Origin of the sequence: Chitinophaga sp. Hz27 (genome assembly GCF_042263525.1) — a bacterium.
Classification (GTDB): domain Bacteria; phylum Bacteroidota; class Bacteroidia; order Chitinophagales; family Chitinophagaceae; genus Chitinophaga.
Genome location: NZ_JBHKFJ010000003.1, coordinates 207056 through 230768, shown reverse-complemented (window position 1 = coordinate 230768; position 23713 = coordinate 207056). Strand labels below are relative to the sequence as shown.

Sequence of the window (23713 nt, the reverse complement as noted above, 5' to 3'; positions counted from 1 at the left end):
TTCTTTCTCCCTGTTCATTTTCTACGAACAGTAATGTTGCATCATTTTTAGCGGTATTTTGACTATTTTCAGTTATGCAATTACATGTGCATGATTCGATTTTATCCATATCTCAGGCGTTTTTCGTTACTGTTTATTTTGTTATTCTTGCTGAACAGGCTTTGTGCGCAGCAGCAAATAATATCAGACCTAAAAACAGAATTAAAAACCGCCAAGGACAGTATAGCTTACGTTGATATTTTAAACAGGCTGACTTCAATATATCAGGCGGGCCAGCTGGACAGTTGTGGTGTGTATGCGGACGAAGCTGTGAAAGTGGCCTCCAGGCAGCATTACACAGCCGGGCTTACAGTGGCATTACGTAACATGGGCAGTTACTATGCGTTTAAACCTAACCGTTATCTTTCCTATCTTTTTTACAACGAAAGTTTACTTTCCGCAAGGGAATCAGGTGACTCGGCCAGCGTAGTCCTCAACCTGATGAACATTGCTATTTACCAGAATTACCTCGGCTACAAAGCTGCTGGCATGGCTATGCTGGATACTGCCATGGCTAAATGCCGGACGCTGAAAAACGACTCTCTTTATGGGCTGCTGCTGGCAAATTACTACGTGCTTCATGCTGCAGATACCAGTGCTGCCATAAAAAAAGCATCCTCCGAAGCGCTACATCAGGCCGCTGTTACAGCCATGCGATACAATAGCCAGCGAGAAATTTTTTATACCAGGCTATTGGAAGCAAATGAATTGATCCAACAGGGGAAATTGAAGGAAAGCATGGCGATGCTGCAAGACGTAGTTGAAAATGCCGGTGATCATGAACTGAATTATCTGGGTTTATACGGCGCCATCCAGTTGGCGGAGTATAAGTCTGCACTACAGCAACCCGACAGTATGATTTATTTCCGTAAAGGACTGGATTATGCTATAAAGGGCGGTTACCTGGGACTGATGAAAGCAACCGTGATGAAGTTGTATGACCACAGTGAAAAAGCCGGGGATCACGCTGCAGCCAACTACTATACCGGATTACTGGTACATATTTTAAACCAGGAAGAAGAAGTGAAAACCTCCGGGACCAGTATATTCCTGGACATTGCTGCCAATGATCGTTTGTTGGATTCCATGAAACTTCAGCACATGTATCAACGTAGCCTGCTCGAAAAGAAGAGTACTGAAACCATTTACTGGCGCTATCTTTCTATCTTTCTGCTAGTAGTTTTGTTACTGTTGTCATCCTTGCTCTTACATCTCTTCCAGGCTTATCGCATGAGTCGTAATAATGCGAGGAGACTAGCTTTCCTGCAAAAAGAGCTGAATGCAAGAACAGAGCAACTGAAAATTAACGATGATTTTAAAAATAAGCTGATATCCTTGATAGCACATGATTTCAGAAGTCCACTAAATAATATTATCAGTATCAGCAGTTTTGTGGAAGAAGATACTATCTCACTGGAAGATGCCACGGGTATGATTGTGAAGGTAGATGCCAGAGCAAAAAATACTTTACAGGTTTTTGATGGGATACTTCGTTGGATGCATACACAACTTTCGGGTTTTACCTATCAGCCAGAACCTTTTGTGGTGAAGGATTTGATAGCAACCACTGTGGAGACGTTGCAGCCAATCCTGGCAGAGAAAAATCTGCAGGTGATCATCTCGCCAGAAGCTACAACTGCAGTGCTGGCAGATTATGAAATGTTGCAGTTTGTAAACAGAAACCTGTTGCACAATGCGACTAAATTTTCCGAGAAGAATCAATCAATAACAGTGACGGTTACACGTAATGATACGATGGTAACAGTAGCATTTTCGGATGAAGGTGCGGGAATAGATCCTGCGGTACTGCCAGGATTATTTTCTGCGGCTCAAACGATGACTGCGAAAGGACGTAAAGGTAAAGGGGCTGGAATCGCGTTGATCATCTGCAAGGATTTTATTGAAAAAATGAATGGTGAAATATGGGCTGAAAATAACCCGGTTAAAGGAGCTACTTTTTGTTATAGTTTACCAGCGGCTAAAAGAGAAGCATGATAAGGCGAATCGTATATATCATATTGTTGATGACAAGTTGTTGTTTAAGCAGCAGCCTGGAGACATATGCCTATGATACGCCTGCTGATTCTTTATATCGTCGGTTGCAACATTACAATTATGCCGGAGATGAGCAGGATGCTGCTGCTGTCAGGCAGGCAATATATGCCTTGGCAAAGCATGATAATTCTAAACTGGACAGCATCGATTATCTGGAATTTTTGTTGAAAGCCAGAGCAGGACAGGCCTTGGCGATGAAAAACAAATTGCAGCAGGAAAAGATACAGGAGAAAGTTCAGGAGAAAAAGAATACGCAGTTGCTGACTGCAGGATTGATAATCGTAGCGGTGTTGCTATTGGCATTGTTATTAAGCCGTTATTATAATTTCCGGCTGGCCCGTCGTCAGGAAAAGGAGCTGGCAAAAGGTTATGCGGCTATTTCAGAAAAAAATGCGGAGTTAAAGGCTACAGACGAGTTTAAGAATAAGCTGATATCTATTATCGCCAATGATTTTAGGGAACCCTTATTGCATATTACTACTGTGGCTGCGGAGTTGCGGAGTGGGGAGATGAGTAAGGACGAAATGCTGGCATCCATGCGTCAGATAGGAGCTTCGTCGCAAAAGACCCTGGAGGTATTTGATAACGTATTGAGATGGATTAAGCTGCAGTTGTCAGGTTATGAATATTCACCGGTGAGTTGCTGGTTGCAAGAGCAGGTGCAGGCGGCCATGATAGGACTGGAAGCGAGTGTGAGCGAGCATCATTTATCGGTGGTGGACCGTATTCCCGACGAAATGGTGATAGAGGCAGATATGGAGATTTTGCAATTTATCCTGCGGCATATGTTACTGGCAGCGGTGCGTCATTCGGTGCCGGATAGTTTACTGATACTGGATGCATGGCCAGACGAGGAACAGGTGCGTACATCACTGGCGATAGATGCAGGTGCAAATGCAGTAGATGTATCAGAAGGTATTTTTGCATGGCAAAGAGATACCTATGCCCTTGGGATGGCAGTAAGTCGCGATTTTGCTATAAGAATGGGTGGAGATATTGTGGTAGAAGTAAGTGCTGACAGATATCTCACCATTTCGCTGATATTAAAACAGGGAAGGGGTACAATTGTACCCCTTATATCCTGAGATCAAACATTTTCCGGTAAAACCGAATTAAATTTTATCCCCGTCGTAAGCCCATTTGATATAGGAGGAGCCCCAGGTGAAGCCACCACCAAATGCTGCCAGGATGAGGTTATCACCTTTTTTCAGTTGTTTTTCGTAGTCCCAGAGGCAGAGCGGAATAGTACCTGCGGTAGTATTTCCGTAGCGTTGGATGTTCATCATTACTTTTTCTTCTGGTAAGTTGATGTACGTAGAAGTAGCATTGATGATACGCATATTAGCCTGGTGAGGAACGAGCCATGCGATATTGTCGGCAGTGAGGTTGTTACGTTTCATAACATCGCCAGCTGCTTCGGCCATATTGGACACGGCATATTTGAATACCATTTTACCTTCCTGGTACACATAGTGTTCGCGGTTGGTAACGGTTTCGATGGAAGCGGGTTTTACAGAGCCACCAGCCTTCATGTGGAGGTATTCACGGCCATGACCATCACTTTTCAGGATGCTATCGATCAGGCCATAACCTTCTGTATTTGGTTCCAGCAGTACGCCACCAGCGCCATCACCGAAGATGATGCAGGTAGTTCTGTCGGTATAGTCAATGATAGAGCTCATTTTATCTGCGCCGATGACCATTACTTTTTGGTAACGACCACTTTCGATGAAGCGTGCGCCAGTATCGAGTGCATAGAGGAATCCAGAACATGCGGCGCTGATGTCGAAGCCAAAAGCGTTTACGGCACCAATTTTATCCGTCACAACGTTGGCAGTAGCCGGGAAGGTCATGTCCGGAGTAACTGTGGCCACAATCAGCAAATCGATATCGGCAGGAGTGATGCCTCTCTTTTTGCAGATTTCGAGTGCTACAGGCACGCACAAGTCTGAAGTACCTTTACCTTCTCCTTTCAGAATCCTTCTTTCGGAGATACCGGTACGTGTTAATATCCACTCATCAGTTGTATCGACTAATTTCTCTAGCTCCTTATTCGAAAGAACATAGTCGGGAACATAGCCACCCACCGCTGTAATTGCGGCCGTAATTTTATTCATATGAACTAAATATGTGTTTAAATCGAGGCGTAAAAATACGACATAAACGAATATTTCCTAAAAAAGTCGCATATGAGGCCTTCCAAAGCATTTGACAATACGTTAAAAGTTAGCATCTTTGCCGGTATTAGGGGAAATCAGAAATATTATTTTTTCCCTAAGTTTCATTAACTTACTGAACCTTTACCTTGTATGATCGCTTATTTGAATGGAAAACTGGCTTATAAATCTCCTGCGCTTGTGCACCTTGATGTGAATGGAGTTGGTTATGAAGTCCAGATAAGTTTGAATACATATTCCCGTATTCAGGGACTGGAGTCCTGCAAATTATTAACTTATCTGCATATTAAGGAAGATGCCCATACCCTGTATGGCTTCTTTGAAGAATCGGAGCGAAGCCTGTTTTTATTGTTAATTAGTGTGTCGGGTATTGGCGCGAGCACCGCCAGGATGATGTTATCTTCTCTTCAACCGGAGGATATTACCCGAGCAATTATGATGGAAAATGACAAAATGCTCGAAAGCGTAAAGGGTATAGGAGCCAAAACAGCCAAACGGGTTATCCTGGAACTCAAGGATAAAGTGAAAAAAGGGAAAGACAATCCTATACATTTATCTCAGCCTGCAGACAATACTATTCAAGAAGATGCGTTAAATGCACTGGTAACTTTAGGAATTGCCAAAAACATGGCGGAATCGGCAATCACGAGAGTTATGAAAAATGAACCACTATTGCAAAATCTCGAAGAGTTGATAAAGAAGGCTCTGAAGAGTTTATAATTTACGTTACCTCTATAAAAACCTATTTTTCTTGGCAAATAAGAAGTACTTTGGTGTATTTGCAGTAATAGGAATTGTATCTTTTATCATTGTTGACACTGCCGCCAGGGACCGTTCAGGGAGAATGTATTTGTCCGCAGATGTAAACGAACACCAGGTGCCGGCAGCGGATTCCTCTCCTGCCCAAGCAGCCCCGGATACAACCAATAAGAAAGATACCTTGAAATATCCCTTGCAGGACAGACGTGGTCCCAGTATGACTGATCCATCGTCCCGTAATGCTATGGACCTTAAAGATCCTGCGAATATCAACAAAACAGTTGACTATGACCCTGTTACGAAACAGTATACTGTTACCGAAAAAATCGGTAACCAATACTATCGTAACCCTACCTATATGAGCTACGACGAATTCTGGAAAATGCAGTCGGCTCAAAGTGAAAAAGATTACTGGCAAAAACGCGCAAGTACCCTCGGTTCCCTCAACCAGAAAGGTTCAGGACCAACCATGATCCAGGGAAATAACCTCTTCGACAGGATATTTGGCGGCAGTAAAGTTGATATCAAACCTCAAGGAAGCCTTGACCTGACATTCGGCTATCAAGGCCAGAATATCAAAAACCCGGTTCTCGTTGAACAAGCCCGCAAAAACGGAGGATTTAACTTCGATATGGGTATCAATATGAACGTTACCGGTAAAATCGGAGACAAACTCAAAATCATCACTAACTATAATACCCAATCGGCATTTGATTATGAAAATCAGATCAAACTCGAATACACAGGGTATGCTGATGAAATTATCAAAAAGATAGAAGCAGGTAACGTAAGCTTCCCCCTTCGCAGCTCACTCATCTCAGGGGTGCAGTCGCTCTTCGGGGTAAAAACACAACTACAATTCGGACGTCTGACTGTAACCAGTGTTTTATCTAACCAAAAATCTCAAAAACAAAACCTCCAGTTGAAAGGAGGTACCATGGTCCAGGACTATAACCTCCGGGCAGACGAATATGAAGACAACAGGCACTTCCTGTTGTCGCAGTTTTTTAAGGATACTTTTAATTATGCCATGCAAAAACTGCCTATCATTCAGTCGCTCGTGAATATCACCCGCCTGGAAGTTTGGGTAACCAATAAAACCGGGGCCACCACACAGACACGTGATATCGTCGGTTTGATGGACCTTGCGGAGTATAAGCCATACAATAACACTATCTCGGTACTAACGGCCTCGCACCTACCGGATAATGGTGTCAATGACCTCTACCCGCGGTTGATCAGCAATTCTGCCAACAGGGCCACGGGAACGGTCGTCGGGCAGTTGCTATCGCTAGGCATACAGCCCGTCTCGGAATACGAAAAAACATTTGCCCGAAAACTCGATTCTACCGAATATACCTATAATAAACAACTCGGTTTTATCTCCCTAAACCAACAATTACAACCAGACGAAGTCCTTGCAGTAGCTTTCCAATATTCTTACAACGGTAAAACTTATAAAGTAGGGGAATTTTCCCAGGATGTTCCACCGGATCAGAATAACAGCGCCAATCAGCCTGTACTCTTCCTGAAACTCCTGAAAGCTACTTCTGCACGTCCAACGCTACCTATCTGGAGGCTGATGATGAAAAACATCTATAACACCGGTGGTTATGCGCTGAACAAGGAAGACTTCAAAATGGATGTTTATTATAAAGATCCTGGTGCTGAAGGTCGCCCGCCTAGTGATAAAAGATATATCCCTGACGCAAAAGGATCGTACGCCGGCGCACCAATCATTACCATCCTTAACCTCGACCGACTCAACAACCAGCTAGACCCTCAGCCGGATGGTGTGTTCGACTACGTAGAAGGATATACGATCAATTCCATGAATGGGCGCATCATGTTCCCTATGCTGGAACCCTTCAATGGTGGCCTGAAACCAGCCTTTGGTGGCGATGCAACACTGGAAAAACAATACCTCTTTGGCGTACTTTACGACTCCATCAAAGTAGTGGCACAACAGTTCCCGCAACTTAATCGTTACGTGATCAGAGGTTCCTATAAATCAGCAAGTTCATCGGAGATAAGCCTCGCACCTAACATCCCGCCAGGATCCGTAACAGTAACCGCTGGCGGACAAATGCTCCGTGAAAACGTTGACTATATTATCGATTATAACCTGGGCCGACTGAAAATCATCAACAGCGGCGTACTCAGTTCTGGTGTTCCTATCAACGTGCAGTATGAAAATAACTCACTGTTTGGACAACAGGTGCGTAACTACTTCGGTACACGACTCGATTACCTGGTGAATGATAAACTGAGCTTCGGTGGTACACTCGTGCGTATGAGTGAAAGACCTTACTATCAGAAAGTAAACTACGGCGACGACCCTATTAAAAATACCATGGTAGGCTTTGACGTAAATTATAATTCTCAATGGAAAGGGCTGACCAAATTCTTGAACAAACTGCCGAACTTCAATAGTACGGCACCTTCCAGCATCCTTTTCACAGGTGAGGTAGCGAGATTGTTCCCTGGCCATAATAAATTGATCAACGCAGCAGGCAGCAAACAAGGTACTGCCTATATCGATGATTTTGAAGGGGTGAAAAGCGACTATGATCTGAAATTCCCTGCCACCAACTGGGCGCTTGCATCTACACCAAAAGGTGCTACCAATGCAAGCGGTCAGGTAATGTTCCCGGAAGCAGAATTAAATAATGTCCTCGATTATGGTAAAAACAGGTCTAAACTGTCCTGGTATATCATCGAACCAACATTACAGATTCCAAATTCTCCCAACCTGCCTGCAGGTATAGATAAGAACGAACAATCTGACTCGCGTGTACGTCTGGTTTATCAAAATGAGGTGTTTCCGAATAAGTCTACAGACTTTGGTCAGGCCCAGTTAAGTACCCTTGATCTGGCCTATTATCCGAAAGATCGCGGTCCGTATAACTTTACCAGTAGTCCGTTATCCATCGACAGAAACGGTAAACTAAATAATCCACAGAGTAGATGGGCTGGTATCATGCGCGCCATTGATAACAGTGATTTTGAAACTTCCAACATCGAATATATTGAGTTCTGGATTCAGGACCCATTTGCTACATCTACCAACCCTGCCGGTGGTCAGCTGTACTTAAACCTGGGTAACGTTTCTGAGGATATCCTGAAAGATGGTAAGAAGTTCTTCGAAAACGGTTTGCCTAATCCTGCAGAAACTGCGAAACTGGATTCATCTAACTGGGGCCGTATTCCTAAGTTCCAGCAACAGATTACACAGGCATTCGATAACGATCCTGCTATCCGTGCATTCCAGGATGTTGGGTATGATGGTTTACAATCTGCAGATGAACAGCTGTTCTTTAAAAAATACCTGGACTCCATCGATATGAACTTCGGTGCGAGTTCTCCACTGGGTTTAGCAGCACATGCCGATCCATCTAATGATAACTATAAACACTACCGTGATTATAGTAATACGGGTATCCTTGGTCGTTATAAAAACTATAGCAATCCTGAAGGCAACTCACCTGCTTCTTCTGGAAATTCTACTTATTCTTCTGCCGCTACCAACATCCCTGAGTCGGAAGATTTGAATAGAGATAATACACTCAACGAAACAGAAGAGTACTTCCAGTACCGTATCGACCTGAAACCCAATAGCATGGTGATTGGTCAGAACTTTCTGGTAGACAAGGTTGCTGCACAGGTAAAACTGCAGAATGGTAATCAAATTACCGAAAACTGGTATCAGTTTAAAGTACCTATCAATCAGTTTACCAGCAAAGTAGGTTCTATCCCTGACTTTAAGTCTATCCGCTTTATGCGTATGTTCCTGACTGGTTGGGCTGATTCTGTGGTACTGCGTTTCGGTAAACTGGCGCTGGTACGTAGCCAGTGGCGTAAATATGACTATGAACTGAAACCTGGTGATCCTGTTCCTTTAGACAATAGCACCGCCTTTAACCAGTCTGCCGTAAATATTGAAGAGAACTCCAGCCGCCAACCGATTAACTACGTGTTACCGGAAGGAGTGGTTCGTCAGAATACTATATCCACCAATAATACCACGCTGCAATTGAATGAGCAGTCATTGTCGTTGCAGGTTTGTAACCTGAAAGATGGTGATACCAGGGCTGTATACAAAACGCTGAATATGGACTTACGTCAGTATAAGCGTTTGCAGATGTACATCCACGCGGAGGCTGCTGGAAATACGCAATTGAAAAATGGAGACATACAGGCTGTAATCCGTGTAGGTAGCGACTTTGTAAGCAACTACTACGAGTATCGTATACCCTTGACCGTTACAGATCCAAATGCGACGGGTGGTCGTACCGATCCAAAACTAATCTGGCCGGATGCAAATAATCTGGACCTCCTGATGAGCGAATGGACTAAGTTGAAACAACAACGTAATATGTGTGACTCTTGTAGTCCGCTGTTACCGTTCCCACTGAACCCTACGCCTGATGCACAAGGTAATTATCTGACTGTTGTGGGTAACCCTAGTTTGGGTGATGCGCGTACTATGATGATCGGTGTACTCAATCCTAAAAATGATGGTATGACCAAGTGTGCGGAAGTATGGCTGGATGAATTACGCCTGGCCGACTTCGACGAGAAGGGTGGTTATGCTGCGTTAGGCCGCATGGATATTCAACTCGCGGATCTGGGTACGATCTCGGTTTCCGGAAATATGCACACTGCCGGATTCGGAAATATTGACCAGCGAGTCAATGAACGATTCAGAGATAACTTCTTACAATATGATGCTGCTGCTAACCTCGATCTTGGCAAGCTGCTACCGAAACGGGCAGCCATGTCCATACCAGTGTATGCAGGTTATTCACAGTCGGCAAGTAATCCTGAATATGATCCTTATGATCTGGATATTAAGCTGAAAGATAAACTCGACCTGGCACGTAACAAACGAGAGCGGGATTCCATCCGTAAAAATGCACAGGACTTTACCTCTATCACAAGTCTGAACTTTACGAACGTACGTAAGCTGAATACCAAGAAAGGGAAGCATCATCTGTGGGATGTGGAAAACTTCGATGTAAGCTATTCCTTCTCTCAGATCAACAACCATAACCCGCTTATCCAGAGTAATGTGCTTACTAAGCATCGTGGTGGCCTTGGTTATAATTTTACCGGAGATCCGCATTATGTAGAGCCGTTTAAGCGACTGTTTAAAACTAAATCGCATTGGCTGGATTTGATCAAGGATTTCAACTTCAACTATATGCCTAGCATCCTGAGTTTCCGTGTGGATATCTCCAGGCAGTTTGGAGCTACCCGAGTGCGTAACGTAGGTGGAGATGTGAAATATCAGCTGCCAGAAACGTATAACAAGTACTTTACTTTTGATCGTTACTATACCCTGAAATGGGACCTGACAAGAAGTATCAATGTGGAATTCAACGCGGTTAACCGTGCTCGTATCGATGAACCGGACGGCCGTATCAACACCGCTGAAAAGAAAGATACCATGTGGAATAACTTCTGGAAAGGTGGACGTACCACAACGTATATGCATAATGCCAACATTACATATACTTTACCTACATCTAAGTTCCCAGCCCTCAACTGGACGAAAGTGGCGCTCAACTATGGTACTGAATACCACTGGAACGGCGCTTCCATGCTGGCATTGTACCTAGGTAATGCTATTGAGAACTCCTACAATAAAACAATTAACGCAGAATTCAACTTCGCTGATTTATATAATAAATCTAAATTCCTGCGAGCTATTAATAGCAGACCAAGAAATAATAATAACAATAACCAGAAGCCTGGCAGTAAAGATCCAAAAGATCCTAAAGCCGGAAATAATAATACCCAGAACAACACAGATGAAATATCTCCATTTGTAAAAGGAGCGTTCAAAACCTTGACCATGCTGAAACGTGTGAACTTCAGTTTCAACGAAAACGCTGGTACTATGCTTCCAGGTTACCTGGATAGCACCAAGGTGTTGGGTATGAACTGGGCTTCTATGGCGCCGGGCTTAGGCTTCGTGTTTGGTGCGCAACCTGATAGAGCATGGATGGACAGGTTTGCAAAGAAAGGGCTCATTACCCCTGACCAGCAATTGAATATCCAGTTCCAGCAGCAATACACGCAACGCTGGCAGTTACAGGCGCAACTGGAACCATTCCAGGACCTGCGTATAGACCTTAACATGACGAAATCATTTACCAAAAACCACACAGAACTGTTTAAAGTGGTAGATGATACGTCCGGATTCCAGCACCTGAGTCCTTACGATGCCGGTGGATTTGAGATTACCTATATCGCAGTGAAAACGATGTTTGGACACATCAATACTGCTGACGGTATTTCGGAAACCTTCCGCAACTTCGAGGCTTATCGTAATATTATTTCCAATAGGTTAGGTGCAGAAAATCCATACAACAACCAGTCAGGTATTCCTTATTATGATCCTAAGGATCCAACTTACCGTTACGGCTATACGAGATATGCACAGGATGTATTGATTCCGGCGTTTATGGCGGCCTATACTGGTAAGAGTCCGGAGAGTATAGGATTGTTGAAACAAGGCAATGATAATGTGCGCAGCAATCCATTCAGCAATTATGTACCGAAACCCAACTGGTCGGTTACTTATACAGGTTTGAGTAGATTGGAACCGTTCAAGCACTTCCTGACAAACTTCACGCTGACACATAAATATACCGGAACACTGAGCATGAGTTCTTTCAATACATCGATGTATTATGAAGATCCTCGTTTGGCAGGTTATCCAGCATTCAGAGATACTATCTCCGGAAACTATTATCCGTATTTCCTGGTGCCAAACCTTACCATGACCGAGGCCTTCGTGCCACTGATTGGTATAGATATGACCTTCACGAATACACTGAATGCCCGATTCGAATTCAGGAAATCACGTAGTTTGAGTCTCAGTTTGATCGACTATCAGCTGACAGAGCTCCGTTCTACAGAAATTGTGATTGGTGGAGGCTACCGTATACGTGGTGTAACCTTGCCATTTGCTATCAATAAAAACGGTAACAAAAAACTGCAGAATGATCTGAACATTAGGCTCGACTTAAGTTTCCGTGATGATAAAACAGTGAATAACCGACTGGATGCGGACCTGGTGATCCCGACAAGTGGTCAGAAGGTAATAGGTATCGCGCCATCTATCGATTATGTAGTTAATAATCGTCTGAATTTGCGCTTCTTCTATGACCGAAGGCAAACGATACCAGCGATATCATCTGCATATCCTATCACCAACACGAGAGGAGGTATTACCTTCAGGTTTGTGTTGAGTCAATAGCAATAAATTCTCTGAAATATATGACCGGTCTCTACTTAGTAGAGACCGGTTTTTTTTATGCGTATTGCGTACTTTTATTGCACTTAAAAAACTATATCTTACCGCAAAATTCCCGTTATGAAGAAATTGCTAGTGACCTTTGCCCTTCTATTTTCTATTAGTAAAGCTTTTAGTGATGTTCGTTTACCTTCTTTGCTGGCCAATGATATGGTGCTACAGCAAAAGTCGGAGGTGACTTTGTGGGGCTGGGCTTCGCCCGGCGAAAAAGTATTTGTTACTACCTCCTGGGATAATCACACCGATTCCGTGCAGGCCACAAGTGAAGCTGTTTGGAAGCTGAAAGTAAAAACACCTGCTGCTGGTGGTCCGTATAACATTACATTTCACGGAGCAAACACTATTAAACTGGACAATATATTAATTGGTGAAGTGTGGGTATGTAGTGGTCAGTCGAACATGGAATGGAGCAGTTACCAGAACCTTCCGCAGATGATGGAAGAATTGCCCAATAGTGCCAATGATAATATTCGTTTGTTTAGAGTAGATAGAATAACATCGACTACACCGCAGGATGATGTGCCTGCAAACTGGAAGGTATGTGGGCCTGAGTCGCTGAAAGGTTTCAGCGCAGTGGGTTATTTCTTTGCAAAAAAATTACAGCAACAACTGCATGTGCCAGTAGGCGTCATCAGCGCTGCCTGGGGTGGTACGCCTGCTGAAGTCTGGACACCCGCGCCAGCAGTAGCCTCCAACGCTGATCTGAAAGCCGCGGCGCAAAAGCTGGAGCCTAGTATGTGGTGGACCGTTACGCCAGGCGCGGCTTATAACGCTATGATCTATCCGCTGACGAATTATAATATCGCAGGCGCCATCTGGTACCAGGGCGAGAGCAATACTAAAACCGCGGCTACCTACACACAGTTGCTGGATACTATGATTAGTTCCTGGAGAAATAAATGGAATAAGGATTTTCCGTTTTATCTGGTGCAAATAGCGCCTTATCACTATGAACAGAAAAATATAGGCGCCCTGCTGAGAGAACAGCAAAATAATGCCCTGCAAATCAAAAATACAGGTATGGTGGTGATCACTGATCTGGTAGATAATGTGAAAGACATTCATCCTAAGAATAAGAAAGATGTGGCCGCAAGATTAGCGAATATGGCACTTTCTGAAACTTATCATCAACAGGTAGGAGAAGTATGGAGCCCGATGTACAAGAAAATGGAGGTCAATAAAGATAAAGCAGTATTATATTTCAATAATGCGGCTGAAGGATTCGTTATTCACAATGGAACTAAAGCCAGTGATTTTATGATAGCAGGAGAAGATAAAGATTTTTATCCTGCAGATGTTAAACTAGAGAAAGATAAAATCATTGTTAGTAGTAAACAGGTGAAGGTTCCTGTTGCAGTAAGATTTGGTTTTAGTAATATGGCTACGCCAAATATATTTAGTAAGGAAGGCTTACCAGTAGCTCCGTTCAGAACAGATGACTGGACTGTGGCAACAACGGCGGAGACGGAATAGTTTATCGTAATAATATATATAAAAACAAAAGTTTGTATCGGAAATGGGATATCGGGAAACCGAATAAAATTTCCTTCCGATACATGCTTTTGTTTTTTTTATTTATGCAGATTACGATATATCTTTGCTGCGGTTTGAAATATTTCGTTGTCATATTGGTGTTTGCAGGAATCATACTGGAGAATTGCAGTAAGAGCCTGATCGTAATGCAATACTGGTCTAACCAGGCATTCATTGCACAAAACCTATGTGAAAACAAGAACAGACCCGAGATGCATTGTAATGGTAAATGCCATCTGAGAAAAGAATTAGAGAAAGATACCCAGCAAGAAAAAAATAACAGTGGTAAAGAAAGCTACGAAGTAATGTTTGTAAATGAATTGCAGACATTCATGCAAACACCACCTGTTGCCGCTACTATCAAACATACCATATTCTATAAAGACCCATATCTCCCAACCCCTGTATTTGCTATATTTCACCCGCCTCAGTGGTATAGCTGCTAATTGACATTCCTTATATATTTCCTGATTAACCAATCGTGATTGCCTGCTTGTGCAATCAACTATTTTATTGTACCATATGAGACAATGTTTACTCATCATTGCCTGCATGGCTGCACTGACGTGCCATGCACAGCAGTGGCATGGGCGTATTGCTGATAAGCAAACGCATGAAGCACTGCCCGGGGCTGTTGTTAGTGTCCTGCATAAAACTAAAGGCTGTACTGCTAATGAGCAGGGCCGCTTTGAATTAGATATCGCTGCCGCGGATTCTGTACAGGTTTCCTGTATGGGATATGTCACCAAACAACTTCCTGTTGCTACTATACAGAGCGCCGGAATCATTTACCTGGAGCCGCTCGCAGCTAATCTTAATGAAGTGATTGTATCCTCGTCAAGAGATAAGCAATTGCGTACAGATGCTCCCATTGCTATTAGTACCATTACCCCGCAGGAGTTAGCCGAAACTAAAGCTACTACTTTGGATAAGGTATTAAATAAAGTAAGTGGCGTATACATGGTCGATTTAGGTAATGAACAACATACCATGGCTATCCGCCAGCCTATTGGCTATAAGAGCCTTTTCCTCTATCTGGAAGATGGCATTCCTATCAGAACAGTAGGTGATTTCAATCATAACGCCCTGATAGAAATCAATATGGCGGCGCTGAGAAATATTGAAGTTATCCGTGGCCCTGCATCATCACTATACGGAAGCGAAGCTGTTGGCGGTGCAGTGAATTTTATTACTCAATCGCCTACGCTGGCGCCCACCGCAAAAGTACAGGCGGAGATGAGCAACTGGGGCTATAAACGCACCGATTTCAGTGCCAGCGGTACCAGTGGTAAATGGGGCGCCGTAGTTTCCGGTTATTATGCCAATCAATCCAACGGATACATGGATCATAGCGATTTTCATAAGCTGGGATTGAGTTTTAAAACAGTGTATCAACCAAACACGACTACCCGATGGACAAACGCTGCCACCATAATTAATTATAATACTGACCAGGTAGGCGGCCTCGATAGCGCGCATTTCTACAGTAAGGATTACAGTAATTTTCAGACATTCACCTATCGTGATGTAAAAGCTTTGCGCATAAGAAGTACGCTGGATAAAGATTGGAATGCGATGAACAGTACTTCGTTTACGGCATTTTTCAGACATAGTACCATTGGTCAAAACCCATTTTACGCGATTAAATCTACTTCAGATCCATTAAAAGCAACAGGGCAAATTAATAGTGACGCATTCCATAGTTTCGGTGTTATCATCCAGCATAAAAAGAAATTTGATTGGAAGAACGCCGCGCTGATAGGAGGTTTGAGTGCTGATTATAGTCCAGCTACCTACAATGCAGGCTTTATTAAAATCGATAAAAATGCTGCCGGTTATTATACGAATTATCAAACAACAGATTCTGTATTGACGGATTATAAAGTAGGACTCCTAAATACAGCGGCTTATGCACAGTTTGAAATGTCGCCGATTGAAAACATGCGATTGGTGGCTGCCGTAAGATATGATCGTATGGATTATGATTTTGTCAATCATCTCACTCCATCTGCTTACACAGGCGCACCCAGTGAAAAAAATAATTTTAATGCCTTCACGCCAAAGCTGGGACTGACCTATAACCTGGGCCATAACAGAGGTTTGTATGCTAACTATAGCAGAGGATTTGCACCACCTAACATTTCTGATCTCTACCAGGGTGTGAAGGTCCCTGTATTGCAACAGGCTACTTATAACAACTATGAAGCAGGCGGCTGGTTTGGGTTTAGCCATGATAAAGGTTATGTGGATCTCAGCGTTTACCAGATGAAAGGTACCAATGAAATTGTGAGCGTGCGGCAAGCAGACGGCAGTTATGAAAATAGGAACACTGGCGCTACCACGCATCGTGGGGTGGAATGGAACGTTAAGTATACACCGCTGAAAAGTATCTACATCCGGACCAGTGGTACCTATGCGCTGCATAACTTCGACGCATATACGGAGAATGGTAAAACATATGACGATAATCGCATGAATGGTGCGCCTAAATGGATTACCAATAGTGAAATAACCTGGAAGCCTGCTATCCTACGTGGTTTTAGGTTGGGTGGCGAATGGCAGCACATAGGTAGTTATTATATGGATCCCGCCAACACTGCTACTTATAGCGGTTATGATTTATTTAATCTTCGTGCAGGTTATGGCTACAAAGGATTTGAATGCTGGATTAATTGTATGAATGTAGGAGATAGGCTGTATGCCACCACCGCTGAGAAATCTGCCTATGGAGTTACCTATAGGGTGGGTCCTCGCCAGACATTCAATTTCGGAATTGCCTATACGTTTACCGGTAAAAAATAAAGGGATGATAAAATGGTATTTATCAGGTATGATATTGCTGTTGATGGCTTGTGAAAATCAGCATAAAAAAGAAAGTCAACAGTTATCTCATGCTGGTGCGGATGCTTCCTGTCCTTATATTACAAGTGATCAAAAAGGACATACAGTAATTAGCTGGGTGGAGAAAGATAGTTTAGGAGATGGTGGCAAGATGTTTTTTTCGGTATCTAACGATAATGAATATACGTTTTCTGAACCGGTAGCTATTCCAACCACGGCCGGTGTTTTCCCGCATGATGAAAACTTGCCTAAGCTGCTTTTCAAACAGGATGGAACAGTGATCGCATTGTTTGGTGTGGAGCAGCATGATGCCAGGAACAAGTATGCCGGCAAGGTAATGTATACGCAGTCATTGGATGGCGGTAAATCCTGGCAACCAGCGGTGGCCCTGGTGACAGATACTGCTGGTTATGATCAGCGCTATTTTGATTTAGCTTTGATGCCTAATGGAGAAGCGGCGGCCATATGGCTTGATAACAGAAAAAATACTAACGCAGAAGGATCTACGTTGTATTTCGCTACAACAGAAGGAAAGAGTGGTTTTCAGGGCGCAAAGCCTGTCGTAGAAACTGTTTGTCAATGTTGCCGGACGAAGTTATATGTAGATAAATCTTCCAACAAGGTACATATTGTATATCGGGATATAATCAATGATTCTATCCGTGATATGGTGCACCAGGTTTCTGAGGATGGGGGGAAAACATTCTCTGCACCGGTTCGTATCAGTGCCGACAACTGGGTCGTGAATGGATGTCCACATACCGGACCGACATTGGCTGCCAACGCCAAAGGCTTACATTTCGCCTGGTTTACCATGGGGCATGGAAAAGGTGTATTCTATTGCAACTCCTCAGATAACGGGAATACCTATACGCAGAAGGAATCGCTGAGTGATGTGGCTATGGCTAAGCATCCTCAGTTGATTTGCACAGATAATGGTGATATATACATAGCCTGGGACGAACCTGTCAAAGTGGGAGATGATTATAACAGTAGGATAGGCATGGTGAGGAAATCTCCCGAAGGAAAAACTATTGCTGATACCAAGCTAACGGCTGATAGTAGCTATGCTAACTTTCCAGTGTTAGGAACCCTTAATAATGATGTGCTGGTGGCTTATAAGCAAAGGCAGGGCAATCATGGGGCTGTCATGTATAAGTTGCTGTAAACAAAAAGGGCTGTCGCTACTGAGTAGAGACAGCCCTTCTTAATAGTTTGTCGTACAACGATAACTCAGCTGTAGCCAAAAGAAAAACCTTTTTGTCCAGCCCAGTCCTTTCTGGTTACCCATCGGCCGTAATTGCCTTTCTGGGAATTACCAAAATAGAAGCGCCATTGATCTTTCCATCTTGGATAGTACAGGCGCAGCAAGTACATAGTTAGAAATGTAAGCATAGGGATATGGTTTTCACAATAAATAAAGGATAGTCAAGTTTAGGCACGGGTTCTTACAGTTTCTACAACAAATAACACGGCAGAAATTATAAGATATTTCAAATATAGAATTTCATACTAAATCGTTATATGACACTTATGTGTTAATTTTTATCTATGTAATAAGCATTTGCCTGTTGAAGTGGTGTTAACACCAGGTCATTGATACAGACATGTGCAGGAAGTGTAGAACAATAGAACACTACATCTGCCACATCCTGGGCGCTTAAAGGAATGAAGCCATTATATACGGCTTTGGCTTTGTCTTCATCACCTTTGAAGCGAACAAGGGAGAATTCCGTTTCAGCGGCGCCAGGATGTATAGCTGTCACCTTGATACGATAAGGTAACAAATCAATGCGCATACCCTGTGAAATAGCGTCTACAGCGGCTTTGGTTGCACAGTACACATTGCCTTTGGCATATACATGCTTAGCAGCAGTAGAGCCGATATTGATAATATGGCCTTTGGTGCGGGAACGCATCCATGGCATTACTACCCTGGAAACATACAGCAAGCCTTTGATATTGGTGTCTATCATGTTGTTCCAGTCTTCCACACTACCTTCATCGATAGTGCTTAAACCGGCGGCCAGCCCCGCATTATTGACCAGGATATCTACTGCTTTCCATTCTTCCGGGATATTCCCCAGCGCTTCAAACACTTGTTTTTCATCTCTTACATCGAACTGGAGTGGCAATACATTGGTGCCGTATTCCTGTGCAAGCTGCGTTTGTAATTCTTCCAGTCTTTCTTTTCTGCGACCAGTGATAATAACATCATAACCTTTTGATGCGAACGTGATAGCGCAGGCCTTACCAAACCCGGCTGTGGCGCCTGTAACAAGTACAATACCCATGAGGAATAAATTTTAAGATAAGAGGATACAAAAGTAATGCAAAATATACAGCATCACCGGATGAGAGTGACGGTTCCTTTCTGTTGTATATTTTTTCCGTTTACATCGGTGGCATCAAGTATCCAGATGTAGGTGTCCATGGGCGCCGGTTGTCCGCCAATAGTGCCATCCCAGCCCGTTTTGAAATCTGTGCTGGCATATAGTTCCTGTCCCCAGCGATTATAGATTCTGAAGTATTTATAGGAGATCATTCCCACCGGAATAAACCGGAATCTGTCATTGACCCCATCACCATTAGGAGAGAAGGCATTAGGGACATAAATATCAGGGCCGGTATAGAACTTTACACTCACGGAATCGTAACCAATGCAGCCCTGTGCATTAGATACCTGTAAGTGGTAAGTAGTATCAGTATTGGAGTTCAGCATTGGATTAGCGATGTTAGGGTCGCTGAGGCCATAGGCAGGTGTCCATTTATAGAATTCCCCACCGCTACCCTGCATGGTAAAAGGTTTGCCTTTCATCAAAATGGTATCATTGCCAGCAAATGGATTTACGGCATATATCTGTATGTTTTTGGTAATGGAGCCTTCGCACTGTGTGGAAGTGCTAAGGTCAAGAGTTACGGAGTACACCGATGCCATAGGAAAAGTATACGTCATTACCCCTAATGTTTGCGCGGGGAATTTAATGGTGTCTATCGTCCATTTACGACTGGTGATATCACCATAATGATAACTGGAGAGATCCTCAAATTTTACCTGATCTCCCTTGCAGAAACCTGTATTGCTGAAATCCACTTTAAGCCCCGGATAATTCCGTACTTCTGCTGTGACGCTGTCCGTGCAGGCCAGACTTGGGTTAACGATCATCTTCACTTTAAAAACACCCGTATCTGGAAATGTATGATCAAATACTGTTTTGCTGGTAGTAAGTGTATCGGTACCATCTCCAAAATTCCAGTAATAGGTAGATGTAAAACCTGCATTACTGCTGTTAGACATTGGAATAGTGAAACTTGCATCTTCAGAACAATTCCTCAGTAAAGAAGGTATACTGGCGGTGATTCTGGTGGTACAATCAAAGATAGTCATCAGGATATCCTTACTGTGAGTGCCCAGAAATTTTTTCGTTACTCTGTCATATTCGTTTACACATACCGTTACTACATATTTTCCGGGCCTGTCTGGTGTACAGGTAATCATCCCCTGATTATCGATGGATATTGCAGGATTGCCTCCCATAGGGTTGCTGCCTGAATAGGGAGGAATATAATGAACGGTGGTATTGTAGGGCGGTGGTGTGTTTTCGTTACGTTCACTGGTGCCAGAACCATCTGTGAGGGCGCTGCACAGGCTATAGGTAAGACTATCGCCATCAGGATCAAAAGCAGCATAACTCACTTTAAACGGCATGGCATTACAGATTACGATGGCAGTATCTTTATTGAAATAAGCGCTGTTGTTGTTAGGCCTGGTTTCTGAGCCAGGAATAACAGTATAGTAGGTAGAACCTTCATGTTCTGAATCGTAAATATTGGCGAGCTTTTCTCCACGGCAGCAGCGTTGGGAAGAAACATAATATCCACCAACAGCAGGAGGTAATTCGATGGTTGCTTCGTAGAAAGCTACTTCCAGGTGCTGCGCCTGTGGCGCCAGACAAGGATTCTTTAAGGTGTCAATCAGTGGCTTGACGGAGGTGATGTATAGATATACGGAGTTGAGTATACGTGTGCCATTGGCAGAATATACATTCGCCACGGAAGGATTTTCGAACTGGTCAATACAACCTTGTCTATCGCCACACGTGAAATCTGCGTCGCGGTATAGTTTGAGTGTAATCTGATAACGGTAGCGGAGGTTATCTGCACTCATGCCTATCGTCTTATAATATATTTCGCCACCAATGATGTGGTAAGCAGCTGCATCGAGGTATAACAAACAGCAGCCAAGTACCAAATAAATGACTCTCTTCATATGGGGGGTACTGCTCTATTAATTTAACACTTAATAGGCAGTTCCGGTTCATTTGAATGTCATTATCGTACTAGCGTTACCGTTCCTTTTTGGCTGATAGTATTTTGATTAATATCTACTCCTTCTACGATCCAGACATAGGTGCCGATGCCTGCAGGGTTACCATTGACGGTACCATCCCAGCCCTTCATATATTCTGTAGATGAATACATTAGCTTACCCCATCGATCGTATACACGGAAATAATTCATCTTCACGATGCCAACGGGCAGCGGTCGGAAAATGTCATTTAGTCCATCGCCGTTGGGTGAGAAAGCATTAGGTATATAAATATCTGGTCCTGCGATGAATCTTACTAAAATATCATCGGTACCACTGCAACCTTCCTGCGTATAGGCGGTGACGATATACCGGATATCCTTATTATTGGTAGTAGTGGGGTCTGAGATACGAATATTATTTAATCCGGTAGGAGGTGCCCAGGTATATCTTACCCCTCCGGTGGCATGCAGCTGGAATGGATGCCCCAGCATGATGATGGTATCATTACCTGCGAAAGCCCTTACTGGCGGCACTACCGCCACATTTGCCGTAGCCGTAACCGGCTTAGGACATCCTAGTGTATCTGTTACCGTTACTGTGAAAAGCGTTGTATCTACCGGCTTTGCCCAGGTTATAGCCGCTCTGGGGCTATCTACATAAAAACTTGGCGACCATCTGTAATAAGCACCACCACTGGCTCTCAGCAATACTTTGGAACCGCTGCAAATACTGGTGTCGGGCGCAGCGCTTACCTGTGGTGGATCTACGATCTTAAAGGAAACAGTATCTTTAGTGTAGCACTTACCTAATTCGGCCAGCAGCTCATATTTGCGTGCTGGTGGGGGCGGAGTGATAGTTATAGCTAAATTTTTTCCTACCACCGTATTATTATTCAAATCACGCCAGGTGAAATCATAAGGCCCATCAGACGTGCCATATAGCGTTATTTGATCACCAGTACATAGGCTACTGTCCTTCATCGTTTTCACCATCAGTGTATCTATTCTGTCGATAAAAACAGCTTTGGTATTGGTACACTGTTGCATGTCAGTAAAGGTGACCGTATAGGTGGTGTCTTTCTGCGGAAAGACTATAGGATTCGCTGTATTGGGAAATAGAATTTTATAATTGCTAGGCATCCAGGAATACGTGCCCTGAGAAGTACTGGTAGCCCATAGTTTCAGCGAGTCTTTCGCACATAGCAAAGTATCGGAAGTAGCAAATATTGGTGGCTTGTCGTATACTGAAACATTCACCGTATCAAATTGCTCACATCCGTTGGAAGTACGTGCAAATAAGATGACCTGATAGTTGCCGGGTGTTTTATATTGAAACGTTGGGTTGGCACCGTTAGCTGTATCTGCCGCCACGCCTGTTCCGAAATTCCATTTGTAATAAGCCACCGTGCCCATATCCAGCGTACTTCTGTCATTGAATTTCACGGGCCGTTGAATACAGCTGCCATCTGTGGAGAAGGCTGCATTGAACCTCGGATAAACGTATACTTTGGCAATAGCACTGTCGCCACAATTGCTGGCTTTATCTACCCATAACTTGGCGGTGTATAAGCCTGGAGCTGCATAAGTATGTGGCAGCGGACTTTGATCTGTGGTGGTAAACAAAGGCGTACCATCACCGAAGTCCCAGGTATAAGGCTTCCCGAGCGTACTTGAATTCAGGAAAGTGACAGTATAACTTCTGCAATCTGCATATTTATCAGGCATAGATGCTACCACTTGTTTCACACAGGTAGTTACATTGACGTGGAAATCCTTTCTCAGTGTACCTATCAGTACACCGTTCCGATATTCGTTTACACATACAGTTACTACATATTTGCCCGGATTGGGTGCAGTACCGGAGATAATACCTGTGTTGGGATCAATTTTCACATCTGGCCCTAAAGGTGCTGCGCCGGTATATGGCGATACATATTGTACGAAGTCATATGGAGGAGCCACGGCAGGATCAGGAATGCCGGTGCGTCCGTCGGTGGTAGAACCACCTTTGTAGGCATCGCAGAACTGGTAATGGAGTTCATCGCCATCAGGATCGGAAGCAGAGAAATCGTAAGTAAAAGGTTTATTGGCACATACCAGTGTGGCTTCTTCTTTATTGAAGACAGGACTGGAGTTGCCGGGGATACCGTTGTTGGTGCCTGGTAACTCTGTGAAATAGGTGGCGCCGGTGCCGTAGTTATTAGCCTGCCCTGGAATAGGATCGGATACGATGTTTACCATGAAGTTATCGCGGCAACAGCTCTGGAAGGCTACCACATATCCTTTCGTATTAATGGGAACGGTTATATCCGTTTCAAAAGAGGCTACCTGGAAGCATACTGGAGGAGGATTTACGATGCACGGGTCTACTTGTCCAAGATTCTTCTCCTGGAAGTCGCTACGGGTAACCGTGTATTTGCCATATTGCTGATTATCGTCTTTGTTATAAGCCGTGAGGTAAACGGTGGTGGGCATCTCAGCGATATTACTACCATGGTCGCATATACGATATAATCGCATGGTTACATGATAAGTATAATCTCCATTGGCTTCTCTTCGTACGAATTTGTAGTAGACTTGTCCTCCTATTATATGCTTTGCATGCACGGCGAGCGTGCTGCACATCACGCATATGAGGATGAACAGGAGTTTTTTCACAACAAGAAAAAATTTG

The 23713-nt window shown here is 43.7% G+C and carries 13 protein-coding genes; 8 read left to right on the top strand and 5 right to left on the bottom strand.

All coding sequences use genetic code 11. The features are described from left to right. Positions 1–90 precede the first annotated feature (90 nt). Both ACE38W_RS07750 and ACE38W_RS07745 read left to right on the top strand, forming a co-directional pair. Complete coding sequence (locus ACE38W_RS07750; protein ID WP_375829853.1) at positions 91–2034, top strand: sensor histidine kinase; 1944 nt, start codon at positions 91–93, stop codon at positions 2032–2034. 29 nt (positions 2035–2063) lie between these two features. Beyond that, positions 2064–3179 carry a sensor histidine kinase gene (locus ACE38W_RS07745; protein WP_375829852.1) on the top strand — a complete coding sequence of 372 codons (1116 nt, stop codon included), beginning with the start codon at positions 2064–2066 and terminating at the stop codon, positions 3177–3179. Positions 3180–3206: 27 nt separating this feature from the next. On the opposite strand, the gene ACE38W_RS07740 is transcribed toward ACE38W_RS07745, so the two are convergent. Next, positions 3207–4211: a beta-ketoacyl-ACP synthase III gene (locus ACE38W_RS07740; protein ID WP_375829850.1), complete on the bottom strand. Its 1005-nt coding sequence runs from the start codon at positions 4209–4211 to the stop codon at positions 3207–3209. A 192-nt stretch (positions 4212–4403) separates the two neighbouring features. On the opposite strand from ACE38W_RS07740, the gene ruvA reads away from it, so the two are divergent. From ruvA to ACE38W_RS07710, 6 genes are all read left to right on the top strand, one after another. Then, a complete protein-coding gene (gene ruvA / locus ACE38W_RS07735) occupies positions 4404–4991 on the top strand; it encodes a Holliday junction branch migration protein RuvA (RefSeq protein WP_375829848.1) in 588 nt (195 codons plus the stop codon). Positions 4992–5022: 31 nt separating this feature from the next. Further along, positions 5023–12297, top strand: coding sequence for a cell surface protein SprA (gene sprA, locus ACE38W_RS07730; RefSeq protein WP_375829846.1), 7275 nt, complete (start codon positions 5023–5025; stop codon positions 12295–12297). A 117-nt stretch (positions 12298–12414) separates the two neighbouring features. Further along, entirely contained in the window at positions 12415–13827 is a 1413-nt protein-coding gene (locus tag ACE38W_RS07725) for a sialate O-acetylesterase (RefSeq protein WP_375829844.1), read from the top strand. Positions 13828–13931: 104 nt separating this feature from the next. Further along, positions 13932–14333, top strand: a complete 402-nt coding sequence (locus tag ACE38W_RS07720) for a hypothetical protein (protein WP_375829843.1) — start codon at positions 13932–13934, stop codon at positions 14331–14333. Between the two features lie 76 nt (positions 14334–14409). Then, positions 14410–16689: a TonB-dependent receptor gene (locus tag ACE38W_RS07715; RefSeq protein WP_375829841.1), complete on the top strand. Its 2280-nt coding sequence runs from the start codon at positions 14410–14412 to the stop codon at positions 16687–16689. Between the two features lie 4 nt (positions 16690–16693). Further along, positions 16694–17896, top strand: coding sequence for a sialidase family protein (locus tag ACE38W_RS07710; RefSeq protein WP_375829840.1), 1203 nt, complete (start codon positions 16694–16696; stop codon positions 17894–17896). A gap of 65 nt (positions 17897–17961) precedes the next feature. Here the strand turns inward: ACE38W_RS07710 and ACE38W_RS07705 are convergent, their stop codons facing one another. From ACE38W_RS07705 to ACE38W_RS07690, 4 genes are all read right to left on the bottom strand, one after another. After that, a complete protein-coding gene (locus tag ACE38W_RS07705; protein WP_167015652.1) occupies positions 17962–18123 on the bottom strand; it encodes a hypothetical protein in 162 nt (53 codons plus the stop codon). Between the two features lie 143 nt (positions 18124–18266). Beyond that, the gene (locus tag ACE38W_RS07700) at positions 18267–19022 is read right to left on the bottom strand and encodes an SDR family NAD(P)-dependent oxidoreductase (RefSeq protein ID WP_375829839.1); all 756 of its coding nucleotides are present in this window, start codon (positions 19020–19022) and stop codon (positions 18267–18269) included. 53 nt (positions 19023–19075) lie between these two features. After that, positions 19076–20998 (bottom strand): gliding motility-associated C-terminal domain-containing protein, encoded by a 1923-nt coding sequence (locus ACE38W_RS07695; RefSeq protein WP_375829837.1) that lies wholly within the window; start codon positions 20996–20998, stop codon positions 19076–19078. 62 nt (positions 20999–21060) lie between these two features. Next, complete coding sequence (locus ACE38W_RS07690) at positions 21061–23697, bottom strand: PKD domain-containing protein (protein WP_375829835.1); 2637 nt, start codon at positions 23695–23697, stop codon at positions 21061–21063. Positions 23698–23713 lie beyond the last annotated feature (16 nt).

Bases quoted from the DNA above. Each gene is read 5' to 3' on its own strand.
- ACE38W_RS07750 (WP_375829853.1), top strand. From the start codon at position 91: ATGATTCGATTTTATCCATATCTCAGGCGTTTTTCGTTACTGTTTATT.
- ACE38W_RS07745 (WP_375829852.1), top strand. From the start codon at position 2,064: ATGACAAGTTGTTGTTTAAGCAGCAGCCTGGAGACATATGCCTATGAT.
- ACE38W_RS07740 (WP_375829850.1), bottom strand. From the start codon at position 4,211: ATGAATAAAATTACGGCCGCAATTACAGCGGTGGGTGGCTATGTTCCC.
- ruvA (WP_375829848.1), top strand. From the start codon at position 4,404: ATGATCGCTTATTTGAATGGAAAACTGGCTTATAAATCTCCTGCGCTT.
- ACE38W_RS07725 (WP_375829844.1), top strand. From the start codon at position 12,415: ATGAAGAAATTGCTAGTGACCTTTGCCCTTCTATTTTCTATTAGTAAA.
- ACE38W_RS07720 (WP_375829843.1), top strand. From the start codon at position 13,932: ATGCAGATTACGATATATCTTTGCTGCGGTTTGAAATATTTCGTTGTC.
- ACE38W_RS07715 (WP_375829841.1), top strand. From the start codon at position 14,410: ATGAGACAATGTTTACTCATCATTGCCTGCATGGCTGCACTGACGTGC.
- ACE38W_RS07710 (WP_375829840.1), top strand. From the start codon at position 16,694: ATGATAAAATGGTATTTATCAGGTATGATATTGCTGTTGATGGCTTGT.
- ACE38W_RS07705 (WP_167015652.1), bottom strand. From the start codon at position 18,123: ATGCTTACATTTCTAACTATGTACTTGCTGCGCCTGTACTATCCAAGA.
- ACE38W_RS07700 (WP_375829839.1), bottom strand. From the start codon at position 19,022: ATGGGTATTGTACTTGTTACAGGCGCCACAGCCGGGTTTGGTAAGGCC.
- ACE38W_RS07695 (WP_375829837.1), bottom strand. From the start codon at position 20,998: ATGAAGAGAGTCATTTATTTGGTACTTGGCTGCTGTTTGTTATACCTC.